14 protein-coding genes are annotated in these 17775 nt (G+C 42.7%); 11 read left to right on the top strand and 3 right to left on the bottom strand.

Annotated features, from left to right (window positions below; all coding sequences use genetic code 11):
• Positions 1 to 45 precede the first annotated feature (45 nt).
• Together uvsE and cls are read right to left on the bottom strand one after the other, a co-directional pair.
• Complete coding sequence (uvsE, locus tag V3595_RS15715) at positions 46 to 999, bottom strand: UV DNA damage repair endonuclease UvsE (protein ID WP_485908184.1); 954 nt, start codon at positions 997 to 999, stop codon at positions 46 to 48.
• A 28-nt stretch (positions 1000 to 1027) separates the two neighbouring features.
• A complete protein-coding gene (gene cls / locus V3595_RS15710; RefSeq protein WP_485908182.1) occupies positions 1028 to 2230 on the bottom strand; it encodes a cardiolipin synthase in 1203 nt (400 codons plus the stop codon).
• A gap of 292 nt (positions 2231 to 2522) precedes the next feature.
• Here cls and V3595_RS15705 point away from each other — a divergent pair, with 292 nt between their 5' ends.
• From V3595_RS15705 to pyrG, 10 genes are all read left to right on the top strand, one after another.
• Positions 2523 to 4652, top strand: coding sequence for a (Fe-S)-binding protein (locus tag V3595_RS15705; RefSeq protein ID WP_485908293.1), 2130 nt, complete (start codon positions 2523 to 2525; stop codon positions 4650 to 4652).
• A gap of 201 nt (positions 4653 to 4853) precedes the next feature.
• Complete coding sequence (locus V3595_RS15700) at positions 4854 to 6044, top strand: acetyl-CoA C-acetyltransferase (RefSeq protein ID WP_485908180.1); 1191 nt, start codon at positions 4854 to 4856, stop codon at positions 6042 to 6044.
• A 40-nt stretch (positions 6045 to 6084) separates the two neighbouring features.
• Positions 6085 to 6936, top strand: a complete 852-nt coding sequence (locus V3595_RS15695) for a 3-hydroxybutyryl-CoA dehydrogenase (protein WP_485908178.1) — start codon at positions 6085 to 6087, stop codon at positions 6934 to 6936.
• Between the two features lie 35 nt (positions 6937 to 6971).
• Positions 6972 to 8108, top strand: coding sequence for an acyl-CoA dehydrogenase (locus V3595_RS15690; protein WP_485908177.1), 1137 nt, complete (start codon positions 6972 to 6974; stop codon positions 8106 to 8108).
• A gap of 27 nt (positions 8109 to 8135) precedes the next feature.
• On the top strand, positions 8136 to 9275 hold the full coding sequence (locus V3595_RS15685) for an acyl-CoA dehydrogenase (protein WP_485908175.1): 1140 nt from the start codon (positions 8136 to 8138) through the stop codon (positions 9273 to 9275).
• A gap of 112 nt (positions 9276 to 9387) precedes the next feature.
• A complete protein-coding gene (locus tag V3595_RS15680; RefSeq protein ID WP_101223857.1) occupies positions 9388 to 10038 on the top strand; it encodes a TetR/AcrR family transcriptional regulator in 651 nt (216 codons plus the stop codon).
• Between the two features lie 11 nt (positions 10039 to 10049).
• Entirely contained in the window at positions 10050 to 13316 is a 3267-nt protein-coding gene (gene icmF / locus V3595_RS15675) for a fused isobutyryl-CoA mutase/GTPase IcmF (protein ID WP_485908173.1), read from the top strand.
• A gap of 138 nt (positions 13317 to 13454) precedes the next feature.
• Positions 13455 to 13616: a hypothetical protein gene (locus tag V3595_RS15670; protein ID WP_241589609.1), complete on the top strand. Its 162-nt coding sequence runs from the start codon at positions 13455 to 13457 to the stop codon at positions 13614 to 13616.
• Positions 13617 to 13826: 210 nt separating this feature from the next.
• Positions 13827 to 14417: a DNA-directed RNA polymerase subunit delta gene (rpoE, locus tag V3595_RS15665; protein ID WP_485908171.1), complete on the top strand. Its 591-nt coding sequence runs from the start codon at positions 13827 to 13829 to the stop codon at positions 14415 to 14417.
• Positions 14418 to 14827: 410 nt separating this feature from the next.
• Positions 14828 to 16435, top strand: a complete 1608-nt coding sequence (gene pyrG, locus V3595_RS15660; protein WP_485908169.1) for a CTP synthase — start codon at positions 14828 to 14830, stop codon at positions 16433 to 16435.
• A 46-nt stretch (positions 16436 to 16481) separates the two neighbouring features.
• Here pyrG and V3595_RS15655 read toward each other — a convergent pair whose 3' ends face one another.
• A complete protein-coding gene (locus V3595_RS15655) occupies positions 16482 to 17009 on the bottom strand; it encodes a DUF2529 domain-containing protein (protein WP_485908167.1) in 528 nt (175 codons plus the stop codon).
• A 300-nt stretch (positions 17010 to 17309) separates the two neighbouring features.
• On the opposite strand from V3595_RS15655, the gene V3595_RS15650 reads away from it, so the two are divergent.
• Positions 17310 to 17681, top strand: a complete 372-nt coding sequence (locus tag V3595_RS15650; protein WP_485908165.1) for a response regulator — start codon at positions 17310 to 17312, stop codon at positions 17679 to 17681.
• Positions 17682 to 17775 lie beyond the last annotated feature (94 nt).

Here is a 17775-nt window from a genome sequence, read left to right as displayed (position 1 = left end):
CAAAAGCGGCTGTTTCTTGCGAAACAGCCGCTTTTTTTAGGTTAATTAACACTCGACGGCACCGCCGCTCACCCTTTTTACACCACGAACCTTAGCTATATCTTCAATCAGCTGCAGCATTGCCCGGTCCTTCATCTTGGCCTCGATCATGAAATCCACGTCCTGTCCAAGATCCTTAAGCACTTTAAAGAGGGGCATGATGAACTCCAAATCGATATAATCTGCATGTGAGCGAAATTCACCTGCCGATTTTGGGGATGAAATATGAATCTTTGGTACCGCCCCTGCCTGACCCCAAGTGGTGAACACCTCGGTGAGCAGCTCGTTAAGCGGCACATCTGAAAGGTTTGCGAGATGATGGTGGTAATCGAAGACAAGTGGGATGCCTTCCATCTTACATACGCTCAGGGTTTCAGATGCTGTATAGGTTTTATCATCATTTTCCAAAGTCATTCTTTCCTTGACGTGCATAGGCAGCGATTTAAGGTTGTCATGAACCCTTACAAGGGCGGACTCTTTATCACCATAAGCTCCACCGACATGGATATTGATGAAAGAGGTGTCCGCTATGCCCATTGCATCAAGCATTTTATAATGGAACTCCATATCTTTTACGGCATTTTGTGTAATCTCGGGTTTTGGGCTGGTAAACAGCGTAAACTGATTCGGATGAAAGCTGAGCCTCATCTTGTGTGCAGTGGCCCAATCGCCAAGCTGTTTCCATTCTTTTTTAAAAGGCGTAACGAAGTCCCATTCTATTTCGGGATGTGTGGCTAAAGGAACAATGGAACTGGACATCCGGTATATTTCTATTTGGTGTGCCGTGTTATATTGAAGGACCCTTAAGGTATTTTCAATGTTCTGCCTTGTCACATCCAGGAGTTTTTCCATTCCTTTTTCTGGGCCTAGTGTGCTATATCGCTTGAAAGTAAGTGTCTTAGCCGGAGAAGCTTCCCATAAACAGGTGGCATTGGATACGAATCCAAATCTTATTTTCATTTTATTTTTCTCCTTGAGCAACAGGATGTCAAAGAAAAGGAGAAAGGATGGAAGCCAGCGATTCTTTTGCTGAACGGACTACATTCATGCTGGAAAGCGCGTCCCCGTTTAGGGGCTTGGATTCGGCCAGGTCCACTGCCAATTCCTTTTCTACATCTTTTATAAATGTCCGGTCAAATACGATGCAGTTCATTTCACAATTTAAAAAACAACTGCGTTTATCGAAATTAGCCGTACCGATATCACACATTATATCATCAATCAGTATCACTTTAGAATGGTAGAACCCTCTTTGAAATTGCATGATTTCAGCCCCGTCTTTTATTAGTACCCGGAAGTAGGGAAAAGAAGCTTCCTTGACAAGGGCATGGTCTGAAATTTCAGGTACGATGACCGTAACGGAAACATTGCGTGCAAGGGCTTCCCTTAATTCTTTAAATAAAGTTTCACTGGGAATGAAGTATGGAGTCCCGATAATGATTTTTTTAGTGGCTTGCCGAATCATGTATGACAGTGACTGTTCAAGATCACTGCCATTCGTGACGACAAACTGATGTGCCTGCGTCCCGGGAATCAATGTCGGGAAATAGGCAGGTGTTCCTCTGTAATCCTCATTTGTAGCATAGAACCAATCCGAGAGAAAGACTTCCTGAAGGTCCTTTACACCCTCACCGGTCATTTTAAAATGGTAATCTCTCCATGGGTTCAGCTTCTCCCCTTGGTTTATATACTCCTTACCGATATTAAAGCCGCCAAGATAGCCGATTTTTCCATCTATCACCGTGATCTTACGGTGATTTCTTTTTTGTATTGTATAGAAAAGGAAGGGGAGTTTCGGTTTAAAGCTGAAAGAAAAATGAACGCCGCTTTTAGTCAGCTCCTGGATGGTTTGGCGGGACATCTTTTTACTTCCTACCCAATCGACTAAAAGCCGCACTTCCACGCCTGCTTCCGCTTTTGACTGCAGTAACTTCAAAAAGTCCTTGCTGAATTTATCATTTTTTACTATATAAAAAAGGATATGGATGGAATCCTGAGCTTGCCTGACTTCCTTAATATAATCTTCAAACAGGATTTTCCCTGATGTGAATACAGTCATTTCGCTTTTCCGAGGCGGATATTTAATGTTGGTTGCGTGCTTCAAATAACGCTTATGCCCTACCTTAAGATCAACCCAGCACCAAGAGAAGATCAATAAAAATATAGAGGCAATCGTAGTGATTATCTTCAAAAAAAATCCCCCCTAAATGATTATATTTAGTTTGGCTCTAATTCCCTGTCAGTAACCATTAAAAAGCGGAGAAAGGGTCCTCATTTTTTTTGAATGAAGAAGGGTAATACACAGAATTGTCGAATTATATATTAAGTAACCGAAAAATTAAATTGATTTAGAAAGAAAAAAGTTGACTGAATGCTCATTCATTATATAATGGAGTTAATTAAATTTCAGAAAAATGCCAAATTTCCCATAATGGTACCTGGCATTTTGCAATTTACTAAAGAGGGGGAAAGACTGCATGGAAATGAATGGCTTACTGTGGATCAACTTAGTTGCATTCCTGCTTGTAACCGCTTACGCCGCCGGTTTATTTGTCTATTTGATAAAGACTCGTATAGCTTATATAAAACTTGGCAAAAAAGTGGAATTCGATAACCGTGTGAAAGATCGTCTTGTTAAAATTGGGGTTTATGTATTTGGACAGAAGAAGCTCTTTAAAGATAAAAAGAGCGGGATCATTCATGCCTTGTTATTTTATGGTTTCATCTTAGTGCAATTTGGCGCACTTGACTTTTTCGTTAAAGGCTTAAGACCGGGGTGGCATTTACCGTTTGGCCCTGTTTATCCGGCCTTTACTTTCTTCCAGGAAATTGTGACGCTTACCGTTCTTGTTGCAATCCTATGGGCGGCATACCGTCGTTATGTCGAAAAGCTCGTTCGCTTGAAAAGGGATTTCAAAGCAGGCCTGGTTGTCATCTTCATTACCGGTATCATGATTACCGTATTGCTGGGGAATGGAATGGGAATGATCTGGCATGGACACGATGCGACTTGGTCAGAGCCAGTCGCATCAAGCATCGCTTTCCTATTCGGCTGGATGGGGACAACAGCGGCAACCGTCGTTTTTTATGTAGCTTGGTGGCTGCATTTACTGATCATATTATCTTTCCTTGTTTATATCCCGCAATCCAAGCACGCTCACTTGATTGCCGGTCCGATAAACGTATTCCTGAATCGCCTGGACAATCCCGGGAAATTGAAACCGGTAGATTTGGAAGAAGAGATTCTCGACAAAGAAGGAAATCAATATTATGGTGCAAAATATATCGAAGACTTGACGCAATATCAAATGGTGGACCTCTATGCCTGTGTGGAGTGCGGGCGCTGTACGAATATGTGCCCGGCTACAGGTACCGGTAAAATGCTGTCACCGATGGATATCATAATCAAGATGCGTGACCATTTGACAAATACAGGCGCTGCCGTTACTACGAAGCAGCCATGGGTGCCATCTTTTGTTTTTGGAAATACGAAAGGAAATAAGATCGCTTTGGCTGGTGCCGCGCAGGGGGCGCAGGAATCAGCTTCAGCAATAGAAGCTTACAGTCCGAGCCTGATTGGCGAAGTCATTACGGAAGAAGAACTTTGGGCTTGTACCACATGCCGGAACTGTGAAGATCAATGCCCGGTAATGAATGAACATGTTGACAAAATCATCGATATGCGCCGTTATCTAGTGTTGACGGAAGGCAGACTTGATCCTGATGCGCAACGTGCCATGACGAATATTGAGCGTCAAGGGAACCCGTGGGGACTGAACCGTAAAGAGAGAGAAGATTGGCGAAGCCTTCGGGAAGATGTCAGCGTCCCAACCGTGAAGGAATTAAAAAAGGCAGACGAAGAATTCGAGTATTTATTTTGGGTGGGGTCAATGGGGTCGTATGATAACCGAAGCCAGAAGATTGCCCTTTCCTTTGCTAAATTATTGAATGAAGCAGGCGTTAAATTTGCAATTCTCGGAAATAAGGAGAAAAACTCAGGGGATACTCCGCGTCGATTGGGTAATGAGTTTGTTTTCCAGGAGCTTGCAATGAAAAATATAGAAGAATTCCAGAAGAATGAAATAAAGAAAATCGTTACGATCGATCCGCATGCATACAATATCTTTAAGAATGAGTATCCGGATTTTGGCTTGGAAGCGGAAGTGTATCACCATACTGAATTGTTAGCCAAACTTGTCAGTGAAGGCAGGTTGGTCCCTCAGTATCCGGTGAATGAGACGATTACATTCCACGATTCCTGTTACTTGGGAAGGTACAATGAAGTTTACAGCCCGCCGCGGGAAATCTTGCAATCCATTGCTGGTGTGAAACTTATTGAAATGGAGCGTAACCGTGAAAAGGGTATGTGCTGTGGAGCTGGAGGCGGTTTGATGTGGATGGAAGAGGAAACAGGAAACCGCATTAATGTGGCCCGTACCGAACAAGCTCTGGCCGTCAGTCCAACAGTGATCAGTTCAGGATGTCCTTATTGCCTGACCATGCTATCCGATGGGACGAAAGCAAAAGAAGTTGAGGAAAATGTTAAAACGTATGATGTAGCAGAACTACTCGAAAAAGCGGTCATTGGTGAAAATAAATCGATTGCCTCTTAATTTAAATGGAAATGCCTGCTTCTTTTATAAAGGATGAAACACAAAAGGGAGCAGGCAATTTTTTTCAATATTCATAAACTAAATATTTTAATTTTTGAGAAAAATGTGTAATATATTATAATATTAAGCGCTTACAACACTATTTTTTTACTCCAAATTGAGCGAGCGTTCAATCAATGTTACTTATAGGGGGAAATAATGATGGCGAAAACAGTGATTATTAGCGGTGTGAGAACACCTTTTGGTAAATTTGGGGGTGGTCTTAGCAGTTTGACGGCATCACAACTTGGTGGAATAGCAATCAAAGAGGCACTTGTTCGGGCAGGGATTGAAGGCAGCCAAGTAGATGAGGTCATCATGGGGAATGTGCTTCAGGCGGGCCAAGGCCAAATACCGTCCCGCCAGGCAGCCCGTCATGCTGGAATACCATGGGAAGTGAAAACGGAAACCATTAATAAAGTATGCGCATCAGGACTTCGCAGTGTGACATTGGCAGATCAGATCATTCGCTTAGGTGAAGAAGAAATCATTGTTGCCGGCGGAATGGAATCGATGAGCAATGCTCCTTATATCCTTCCGAAAGCAAGGTGGGGCCTAAGGATGGGTGATGGAGAGCTTAAGGATACGATGATTTCGGATGGACTTAGCTGCAGCTTTACAGGCGTGCATATGGGGACTTACGGAAACAGTACTGCCGAGGACCTTGAAATCACCCGTGAGGAACAAGATAGCTGGGCTTACGAGAGTCATCAAAAAGCGATAAAAGCAATCGATGGCGGTATCCTTGCAGAAGAAATCATTTCCGTACAGGTGCCGGTGCGGAAAGGCGAACCAATTACCGTTGAACATGATGAAGCCCCAAGAAAAGATACATCTGCCGGGAAGTTAGCTAAATTAGGTCCAGCTTTCAATAATGAGGGGACCATTACGGCAGGTAATGCACCAGGTGTCAATGATGGGGCAGGTGCACTCGTATTGATGAGTGAGGAACGTGCGGAAAAGGAAGGGAAAACGCCTTTTGCCTATATTTTAGCTCATGCAGAAGTGGCAGTTGAAGCAAAGGACTTCCCTAAAACGCCAGGTTTGGTCATAAATGAACTCCTGAAGAAGACAGGTAAATCGATAGAGGAAATTGATTTGTTTGAAGTGAACGAAGCATTTGCTGCGGTTGCGCTGGCCAGTGGGAAAATTGCCAACATCGAGCCGGGAAAAGTGAATGTAAACGGAGGGGCTGTAGCATTAGGTCACCCGATCGGGGCGAGTGGTGCCCGCATCATCATTACGCTGATGCATGAACTGAAACGCCGCGGAGGGGGATTGGGCATCGCAGCGATCTGCAGTGGCGGCGGTCAGGGAGATGCCATTTTAATTGAAGTGCCTAAGCAAGGATAATAGTTTCATAGATAAATAGATACATGAGGAGGGATTTTTCATGGGCATTCAAAAAGTGATGGTCATTGGTGCTGGACAGATGGGATCTGGCATTGCCCAGGTCTGTGCAATGAGCGGTTATGAAGTTCTTTTACATGACTTAAAAGATGAATATGTAGAAAAGGGGTTAGGGACAATTACCAAGAACCTTTCCCGGCAGGTTGAAAAAGGAAAAATGGAAGCCAAGGAAAAAGATGCAATCCTTTCCCGGCTGACTTCATCGACGGATTTGAATAATGCGGCTGCGGTGGATTTGGTGATTGAAGCGGCAGTGGAAAACATGGAAATAAAAACAAAAATATTCGCCGATTTGGATGAAATCACGCCACAACATGTCATTCTTGCATCCAATACTTCTTCGCTTCCGATTACAGAGATAGCCGCTGCCACGAAAAGGCCGGAAAAGGTAATTGGCATGCACTTTATGAACCCCGTTCCAGTCATGAAGCTGGTTGAGATCATCCGTGGCCTGGCTACAGCGGATGAAGTTTATAAAGAAGTTGAAGAGATGGCTGAATCCTTGAACAAGGTACCGGTGGAAGTCAATGATTTCCCGGGTTTTGTAGCGAATCGGATTTTGATGCCGATGATCAATGAGGCCATTTATACCCTTTATGAGGGCGTTGCCACTAAAGAGGCGATTGACGACGTGATGAAGCTGGGAATGAACCATCCGATGGGCCCGCTTACGCTAGCTGACTTCATTGGACTAGACACATGCCTGTATATAATGGAAACCCTTCACCAAGGGCTCGGAGACGATAAATACCGACCGTGTCCGCTGTTAAGGAAATATGTAAAAGCTGGATGGCTAGGCAAGAAATCAGGACGGGGCTTTTACGAATATAACTAATCTTAGAAAGATGTGCAGCTAGGGAGGAATGAAGGATGGATTTCAAGTTTACAGAAGAACAGGAAATGATGCGGAAAATGGTAAGCGCTTTTGCGGAGAATGAGATTACCCCTCATATTGAGGCAATGGAAACAGGCGTGTTTCCAAAAACAATTCTGCAAAAAATGGGTGAGCTTGGTTTGATGGGAATCCCGATTTCAGAAGAATACGGTGGCGCGGGTATGGACTTCATGTCTTATATCATCGCCATCAATGAGATTTCCAAAGTTAGTCCAACTCTCGGTGTTATATTGTCCGTTCATACTTCTGTTGGAACAAATCCAATCGTTTATTTTGGAACGGAAGAGCAGAAGCGAAAGTATGTGCCTAAGTTAGCCGCTGGTAAATATTTAGGCGCCTTTTGCTTGACTGAGCAAAGCTCAGGTTCCGATGCTGCGAGTTTGAAATCGAAGGCAGTGGCAGTAAAGGAAGACGGAAAATATCGAATAAATGGGTCCAAGGTTTTTATCACCAATGGCGGGGAAGCGGATGTATTCATTGTTTTTGCCTCGACCGACCCTCAGAAGGGAAGCAAGGGAATCTCTGCTTTTATTGTAGAAAAAGGGACGCCAGGCTTAATCATCGGTAAAGATGAACGTAAAATGGGCCTTCATGGCTCGAGCACCGTACAGGTGACGTTCGAGGATATGAAAGTGCCTGCAGCCAATCTCCTTGGCAAAGAAGGGGAAGGCTTTAAGATCGCAATGGCCAACTTGGATGCTGGAAGGATAGGCATTGCTGCTCAAGCGCTGGGAATTGCAGAAGGCGCCATGGAACATGCTGTCCAATATGCAAAAGACAGAGTTCAATTCGGCAAACCTATTTCAGCACAACAGGGGATTGGTTTCAAGCTTGCTGAAATGGCAACGAGTATAGAAGCTTCAAGGTTACTTGTCTATCGCGCGGCGTTTTTACGCTCACAGGGATTGAAGTGCGGTAAAGAGGCGGCAATGGCTAAGCTATTCGCTTCGAGGACGGCTGTTGATGTGGCGATAGAAGCAGTCCAGGTGTTCGGAGGCTATGGATACACGACGGAATATCCTGTCGAACGCTATTTCAGGGATGCAAAGGTAACTGAAATTTATGAAGGAACCAGTGAAATACAGAGAATGGTCATCAGTAAGAATCTATAATTCACGAAATATTTAGGAGGCATAGACATGCAATTTAAACTAACGGAAGAGCATGAAATGATCAGGAAAATGGTGCGCGATTTTGCCCAGAATGAAGTGGCTCCGACAGCTGCCGAGAGGGATGAAGAAGAACGATTTGACCGTGAAATCTTCGATAAAATGGCTGAACTTGGATTGACTGGGATTCCGTGGCCTGAGGAATACGGCGGAATTGGAAGTGATTATTTAGCGTATTGCATAGCGATTGAGGAACTTTCCCGCGTTTGCGCTTCCACTGGGGTGACTTTATCAGCCCATACTTCCCTTGCAGGATGGCCAATATATAAGTTTGGATCTGAAGAGCAAAAACAAAAATACCTTCGTCCAATGGCACAGGGTGAAAAAATCGGTGCATATGGGCTGACCGAGCCTAGCTCAGGCTCTGACGCAGGCGGTATGAGAACGACTGCAAAGCTTGTAGGTGATGAATATATTATCAGCGGTTCAAAAATCTTCATTACGAACGGCGGGATTGCGGATACATATGTCGTCTTTGCATTGACGGATCCAGCATCCAAACAAAAAGGAACGAGTGCATTTATCGTTGAAAAGGACTTCCAGGGTTTTAGTGTCGGCAAAAAAGAGAAGAAGCTTGGAATCCGTTCATCACCGACCACGGAAATCATTTTTGATGAATGCCGAGTGCCTAAAGAAAATCTCCTTGGAAAAGAAGGAGAGGGCTTTAAAATAGCGATGATGACGCTTGATGGCGGCCGTAATGGAATTGCAGCCCAGGCTGTAGGGATAGCCCAAGGTGCATTGGATGCCGCGGTTGATTATGCAAAAGAGCGCGTCCAATTCGGCAAGCCAATTTCTGCACAGCAAGGAATCGGTTTTAAATTGGCGGATATGGCAACGGGTGTTGAAGCTTCAAGGCTATTAACCTATCAGGCTGCCTGGTTGGAATCAGCGGGCCTTCCTTATGGGAAAGAGTCAGCCATGTCCAAACTTTTTGCTGGAGATACAGCCATGAAAGTGACGACGGAAGCCGTGCAGGTCTTTGGAGGTTATGGATATACAAAGGATTATCCTGTAGAACGGTATATGCGTGATGCGAAAATCACCCAAATCTATGAAGGTACACAGGAAATTCAAAAGCTGGTCATCTCACGGATGATTACTAAATAGGATTGAAATTGAGGTTTTCCGATGAGGCATTGCCTTTACCGGAATACCCTTTTCAATTTCTTCAGAATGTCTTTGGCAATTAAATGATGGGCTTATTAAAAGGAGTTTGAAAATGGAAAAAAGAGAGGTTCTTGCATCTGTAAAGGATGAACGGCTGGTTGAAAAAAGACGTACACAAATGATTAAAGGAGCGGTGACCCTTTTTAAGGAAAAGGGATTTCATCGTACGACTACCAGGGAAATTGCCAAAGCGGCCGGCTTTAGTATTGGCACGTTATACGAGTATATCCGAACAAAGGAAGATATATTATATCTCGTTTGTGACTTTATCTACGATGAAGTCCAGGAAAAGCTTCAGAAAGAAATAGATCAGAGCGATGGGACACTTGAAAGCTTGAAGCTTACGATCGCCTATTTTTATAAAGTGATGGATGATATGCAGGACGAAGTGCTGGTCATGTATCAAGAGGTGAAGGCACTGACGAAAGATGCTTTACCGTATGTATTGAATAAAGAACTTCGGATGGTCGGCATGTTTGAAAAGGTGATAACGAAATGTGTTGAGAATGGGGAGCTATCGTTGACTGCAAAACAAATAAGCCTTGTTTCTCATAATATTTTCGTTCAGGGACAGATGTGGAGTTTTAGAAGATGGGCTTTGCATAAAGAGTATACGCTTCAAGAATATGTTGAACTGCAGACGCAATTATTGATTCAAAATATATCGCTTCAGAAAAATACTGAGTTAAATTCGTTTCAATAAGGAGGAGCTCAATGGGTACAGTAGAGGTGTATAAACCAAAGAACCATATTAGATTCGTTACTGCTTCGAGTTTATTCGATGGACATGATGCATCAATCAATATTATGAGGAGAATCCTTCAGTCCAGCGGTGCAGAAGTCATTCATCTAGGTCATAATCGTTCGGTGGAAGAGATCGTGAATGCGGCGATCCAGGAAGATGTTCAAGGCATAGCCATGTCATCTTACCAAGGCGGACATGTGGAATATTTTAAATATATGTATGACCTGCTGAAGGAAAAGGGAGCCGAGCACATTCGTATTTTTGCCGGCGGCGGCGGCGTCATCATCCCAAGGGAAATTAAAGAACTCCATGATTATGGGATTGCCCGGATCTTTTCTCCTGATGAAGGGCGGGAATATGGGCTTCAAGGAATGATAAACGTATTGATGGAGGAGTGTGATTTCTCGACAGTCAAACCATCTTTACAGGAACGTTTTGATGAATTGATTGCTGGGGGAACAAATGCCATTGCTCAATTCATTACCTTTGCCGAAAACAGACTCGATGCTTCACAGGAATCAGCGGCAGCGGTGGAGAGTCTTTTTGAGCAGATCAAGACTTCCGAAAAGAAGGTTCCTGTTCTAGGGATTACAGGGACTGGCGGTGCTGGAAAAAGTTCATTGACTGATGAATTGATACGAAGGTTCATTAACGAAATTCCAGACGAGAGAGTCGCCATTTTATCTGTAGACCCGACCAAACAGAAAACGGGCGGTGCCCTGCTTGGTGACAGGATTAGAATGAACTCGATTTTTTCAGAGCGTGTTTATATGCGTAGCCTAGCCACGCGCCATTCAAAAAGTGAGTTGTCTTTGGCGATAAAAGATGCCATTTCAGTCGTGAAGGCAGCTGGCTTCGATTTAATCATCGTTGAAACGAGCGGAATTGGTCAGGGAGATGCAGAAATTGCCGAGATATGCGATGTATCCATGTATGTAATGACGAGTGAATTCGGTGCTCCTTCGCAACTTGAAAAAATCGATATGATTGATTATGCAGACTTGATAGTCATTAACAAATACGAGCGTAAAGGCTCAGAGGATGCAAAAAACCAAGTTCAAAAGCAATACCAAAGAAGCCGTACACTTTTTGATCAAGATCCATCTGAAATGCCAGTATACGGTACCATCGCTTCCCAATTCAATGACCCAGGCACCAATGCATTGTTCGCTGCACTGATTGAAAAGCTTAATGAAAAATCAGGGACGGGTTGGAGTACCGCCTTTTCGAAAGAAGCGGATGTTTACAAGCAAAATGTCATCATCCCTACTGACCGTCGGTATTATTTACGTGAAATCAGTGATACGGTCAGATCTTATCATAAGCGTGCGGCTGAACAAGTACGTATTGCCCGCAGGCTTTTCCAGCTTGAAGGAGCAATTGATGCAATTAAGGAAAATGATAACAACGAAGGTATGGTGGCTTCTTTAGAAAAACTGAAAAAGGAAACCGCTTCGAATTTATCACCTGAATCTAAAAAAATACTTTCTGGATGGATGGAATTAAAAGAAAAGTATGCAGGAGAGCAGTTTGTAACGAAAGTCAGGGATAAAGAAATCGTCACAAAGCTGAAAACTAAAAGTTTATCAGGTTTAATGATTCCGAGAGTGTCACTGCCTAAATATGTGGATTATGGAGAGATCTTAGGATGGGTATTCCGAGAGAATGTTCCGGGCTTCTTTCCTTACACAGCCGGGGTATTTCCATTCAAGCGTGAAGGGGAGGACCCGAAGAGGCAATTTGCCGGTGAAGGATCACCCGACCGAACCAACAGGCGTTTTCATTATTTGTCAAAGGATGATAATGCAAAACGGCTAAGTACGGCTTTCGATTCGGTAACTTTATATGGCGAGGATCCCGATCACCGGCCTGATATCTATGGAAAGGTAGGGGAAAGCGGAGTCAGCATCTGTACGTTGGATGACATGAAAAAGCTGTATGCAGGCTTTGACCTTTGCCACCCCTCAACCTCAGTATCGATGACCATCAATGGACCGGCACCAATCATTTTGGCCATGTATATGAATACGGCAGTCGATCAGCAGATTCAACGGAAAGAAGAAGAGTTAGGCCGTCCCCTTACGGATGCAGAAGCTGAAGAAGTGCAGGCTTATACCCTTCAAACGGTACGCGGAACTGTTCAAGCGGATATTCTGAAAGAGGACCAAGGCCAGAATACATGCATCTTCTCTACGGAATTTGCTTTAAGGTTAATGGGGGACATTCAAGCATATTTCATCGATCGAAAAGTCAGGAACTACTACTCTGTATCCATTTCCGGCTATCACATTGCAGAAGCGGGTGCCAATCCCATTTCACAGCTTGCTTTTACATTAGCGAATGGCTTTACTTACATCGAATATTATTTAAGTCGCGGAATGAATATTGATGACTTTGCCCCGAATTTGTCGTTCTTCTTCTCAAATGGGCTCGATCCGGAATATACGGTTATCGGGAGAGTGGCAAGAAGGATTTGGGCTACGGTCATGCGGGATAAATATGGTGCGAACGACCGCAGCCAGAAGCTCAAATACCATATACAGACTTCAGGGCGCTCCCTTCATGCGCAAGAAATTGATTTCAATGATATCAGAACGACACTTCAGGCTTTAATGGCGCTACAGGACAACTGTAATTCCCTGCATACTAATGCGTACGATGAAGCCATCACGACGCCTACTGAAGAATCCGTGCGCCGGGCAATGGCCATACAAATGATCATTACAAAGGAGCATGGGCTCTCAAAAAATGAAAACCCGATGCAAGGAGCCTTCATCGTAGAGGAATTGACGGATCTCGTTGAAGAGGCCGTACTGCAAGAGTTCGATCGCATCAATGATCGAGGCGGTGTGCTGGGTGCAATGGAGACGCAGTATCAGCGCGGGAAAATCCAGGATGAATCGATGCATTACGAAATGAAAAAGCATACGGGAGAATTGCCGATCATTGGTGTCAACACGTATTTGAATCCAAATCCTCCTTCCGAAGAAGCGGTGAACAGCATGGAAATTGCCCGTGCAACAAAGGAAGAAAAGGAAGGGCAAATCATAAATCTCCGGGCATTCCAGGAAAGAAATAAGGAGTTCACGGATGAGGCGCTAACTAAACTGAAATTGGCAGCCATGAATGGGGAAAATATCTTTGCTGAACTCATGAACTGCGTCAGAGTGGCCAGTCTTGGTCAGATAACGAGGGCGCTATATGATGTAGGCGGTCAATATCGAAGGAATATGTAAACTGAGAAGGGGGCTCTGAACGTTTAGGGGCCCCTTTTTTAAATAATTTCCCTCTTTTTTAACAAAATGAAGATTTTACCTTATAATTATTTGGAAAAGGGGCAAAAATGAAGAATCAGCCCTATTGGAGTTGAGAAAATGAACCTGAAAATGATTGGATTGATCATAGGGTACATTCTTGCCATCATTATTTTATTTGAGCTGTATGAGCATCAATTGGGTGCCATCTCTTTTTTTATCCTGACTATTGTCTTTTTTACGGCAGCCTATCGACAGAAGTCGAAAAAGGAAAGTGAATGATTTTTAGCTTTTGGTTTCCTGAATGATAGACAATAAGGTAAATCTGTGAAAGTATCAGATAGAACTAGCATAAACCCATTTAGATTGTTTATAATGGAGTATATGTCTAGCAGGAATTGTCGTTATTTTATCGAACTACTGTTTTAGATTATTTTTTTATGTGAAAAAACACGGAATTCAGTGTTTGAATAGAGAAGGGAAGTGCGGAATTTGAGTTTAAAACAATACTCAAAAGAGCAGTTATTGGAAATGTCCTTAATAGAGATGGCATATGATTTGTTAGTGGAAAGAAATGAACCGATTCCATTTAAAGACTTAATAAGTGAATTAGCTTCGCTGCACCATTTATCTAAAGCGGAAGTGGAAAAGAAAATTGCACAATTCTATACGGATTTAAATGTGGATGGCCGCTTCACTTCACTTGGGGACAACCGCTGGGGATTGAAAACATGGTACCCGGTTGACCAAATCGAAGAAGAAGTCGTACATGTTGTAAAACCTAAAAAGAAAAAGAAAGCCAAAAAGGCTGCTGCCGTTATCGACGATTTCGATGAACTTGAAGACGAAGATCTTGACTTTGAAGAAGATATCGATGATCTGGACGAGGATGAAGATGATGACGATGACGATATTCTAGGTTCTCCAGTCATCGACGAAGTGCTTTTGGATGATGACGTGGATGACGACGACGATCTGGAAGAAGAAATAATCGAAGATGATGCATTTGTCCTGGAAGATGATGAGGACGAAGATGAAGACGAAGATGACTTGGATGACTTGAATGAAGAGGATGAGAAATAAATAATCGCCCTTGACTTTTTAAGGCGAAATTTGTAGAATCATTTTTGGGCTCCTTAAAAAAGGACACAATGATTAAATTATATCGCTCCCTTACTTTTTTGTAAGCGGAGCGTTTTTGTTTTTAATGATGGAATGAATAAATGACATCATTTTTTTATTTTTAAAAATGATTTCTCGTAGAATTGTAAAAACTATAGAGAACATATTTATGTTAACTGTCATTTAAGGAAATTTATTCTTGTTCATGTATCCTGCATGACTCTCACTAAAGACCTTTAAGTGATTAATGGTTTGTACTGGTTTACGGTTTTTAGCTTTTAACCGCTCATGTGGCGGAAGATTTGATTCAGTTCCGATTTAATGATGTGAAGAACAGAATTGGAAGAAAACATTCTATAGGAGGATATAAAATGACAAAATATATTTTTGTGACAGGTGGAGTAGTTTCTTCCTTGGGAAAAGGGATAACGGCCGCTTCTTTAGGCAGATTATTAAAAAATAGGGGATTGAATGTTACGATCCAGAAGTTTGACCCTTATATCAACTTGGATCCAGGTACGATGAGTCCATATCAACATGGTGAAGTGTTTGTAACGGATGATGGTGCTGAAACGGATTTGGATTTGGGGCACTATGAGCGTTTCATCGATATCAACCTTGGCAAACACAGCAATGTGACTACAGGCAGAATTTATTCAACCGTCCTGAGAAAAGAACGCCGTGGCGATTATCTAGGTGGAACGGTTCAAGTCATTCCCCATATCACGAATGAAATTAAAGAACGGGTTTTCCGTTCAGGCAATGAAACGAATGCCGACATAGTCATCACTGAAATTGGCGGTACTGTAGGGGATATCGAGTCTCTTCCATTCCTTGAAGCGATTCGCCAAATCAAGAGTGATATCGGCATCAATAATGTTATGTATATCCACTGTACATTGGTTCCTTACATCAAAGCTGCAGGTGAAATGAAAACAAAACCGACACAGCATAGTGTAAAAGAATTACGCAGTCTTGGCATTCAGCCAAATATAATCGTTGCACGTACAGAAAGCCCGATTTCACAAGATATGAAGGATAAAATCGCTTTATTCTGCGATATCGATAAAAATTCTGTTATCGAATGTCTTGATGCGGATACACTTTACTCCATCCCTCTAGCGCTTCAAGCACAAAATATGGACCAAATCGTTTGTGATCACTTGCAATTGGACTGTGGCGAAGCGGATATGGAAGATTGGAAGGAACTAGTCAAAAAGGTTACTTCTTTATCAAAGAAAACAAAAATCGCCTTAGTTGGAAAATATGTTGAATTGCAAGATGCTTATCTTTCTGTAGTGGAAGCACTTAAGCATGCTGGTTACGCATTTGATGCAGATGTTGAAATCGACTGGGTGAATTCCGAAGATGTAACTAAAGAAAATGTTGCAGAACTTCTTCAAGATGCAGATGGAATCCTTGTCCCTGGAGGTTTTGGAGATCGTGGAATCGAAGGGAAAATTGCAGCGACTGAATTTGCCCGCACGACAAAAAAACCATTCTTCGGAATTTGCTTAGGCATGCAGTTGGCGTCCATTGAGTATGCACGCAACGTCCTGGGATTGCCAGAAGCACATTCAGCTGAAATCAAGGAAGATACTCCAGATCCAATCATCGATCTTCTTCCTGAGCAGAAGGATGTAGAAGATTTGGGCGGAACACTGCGTCTTGGTCTGTATCCATGTAAGCTTATCGAAGGTACTAAAGCATACGAAGCTTATAATGACGAGGTTGTTTATGAACGTCACCGTCACCGTTATGAATTCAATAACCACTACCGTCAGGCAATGGAAGAGGCAGGATTCATCTTCTCCGGTACTAGTCCGGATGGCCGTCTAGTTGAAATCGTTGAATTGAAGGATCATCCTTGGTTTGTGGCTTCTCAATTCCATCCGGAATTCACGTCACGCCCTAACCGTCCGCAGCCGCTATTCCGTGACTTTGTCGGTATGTCTTTAAAGCGCAGCGAAAAACTTTAATAAACAAAAAAACAGCCCATGTGGCTGTTTTTTTTTAGATGAATAATCATTCTTCTTCATACTCTTTTATGATTTCTTCAAGAGTGAATTTAATCCCGTAATAAGCGAAAAGAGCGGCAATGAGGGTAGGATACCCAAATCGATTTCCGGTTTCATCAGGAATCAATCCCCGTTGGATACGTAAATCAATATGAACGTCTGCCAACTCCAAAAGAGAATCTTCTTCAGAAGGGACGGATGTAGAAACCGCAACAAATGGGATATCCTTTTCCTTAAGTTGTTTTGCCAGCAACAATGCTTCTGCATCATCCGAATAGCGGCTGAATATGAGAAATCGATCTTCCCTGGAAATAGTTTCTCCTGATTCATATCTTTTTACCTTGGGAAAGGGTTCTGCCCCATCCAAAGCCTCAGCAGTGACGCCCTGCATTTCACCAAAACCGTGAATGTACACAGAACCGTCCCCAACCGCAGCCTGAGCTAGCAAGCGTCCGGCATCCTCCATTTCAAAGGCTTCATTTTCAATCATTTTCTTAAATAAACCGCTTATCTGTGTCGAAAAAATTTTTAACATGGTCAGGGACTCCTTTAAAAAATAATATACTTATTATAAAGGACTTTCCTTTGCAATGACAGGTTGCTGGGGTTTTGATCCGGAAGGGCCGAATTTACTAAATCGGTCGAAAAAACAAAAAAATTAAAATTCCTCTTAGCCATACAGCAGGAATTTTGTTACAATTATCGAATATGAACAATAAATGCGTTGGACTTAAAAGTCATATGACGCAATCTATGTAACTACCCTTTTTCGGGTAATATGGCCGAGTAGGCCAATATATTTAATGGATGAATCGGGAAGGGGAGAGGTGATAAAATGCCAGGGAAAATATTGATTGTTGATGATCAATTCGGGATTCGTATTTTATTGAACGAGGTTTTACATAAAGAAGGGTATGAAACATTTCAAGCCGCTAATGGCATTCAAGCCTTGGATGTGCTAAATAATCATTCACCTGATCTTGTATTGCTGGATATGAAGATTCCGGGAATGGATGGCATTGAGATCTTGAAAAGGATGAAAGTCGTCGATCCGGACATTCGGGTCATAATCATGACGGCATATGGTGAACTTGATATGATTCAAGAAGCAAAGGATTTAGGTGCAATGACACACTTTGCAAAGCCGTTTGATATTGATGATATTAGAAAAGCCGTTCGTGAATACTTATCGATTCAATCAAGTTAAATGTCTTGAAAATTTAATATTACTGATGGAGTAATTGCTGCGGCTATCTTTTTTTAGATGGGCCGTGTTTTTTTGGAATAAAATTTGAGGCTCG

The sequence above is a fragment of the Bacillus sp. CFBP9009 genome, assembly GCF_036541465.1.
Taxonomy (GTDB): Bacteria; Bacillota; Bacilli; order Bacillales; family DSM-1321; genus Peribacillus.
The sequence above is the reverse complement of the archived record's forward strand: the minus strand, read 5'-3'. Positions and strand labels throughout refer to the sequence as shown.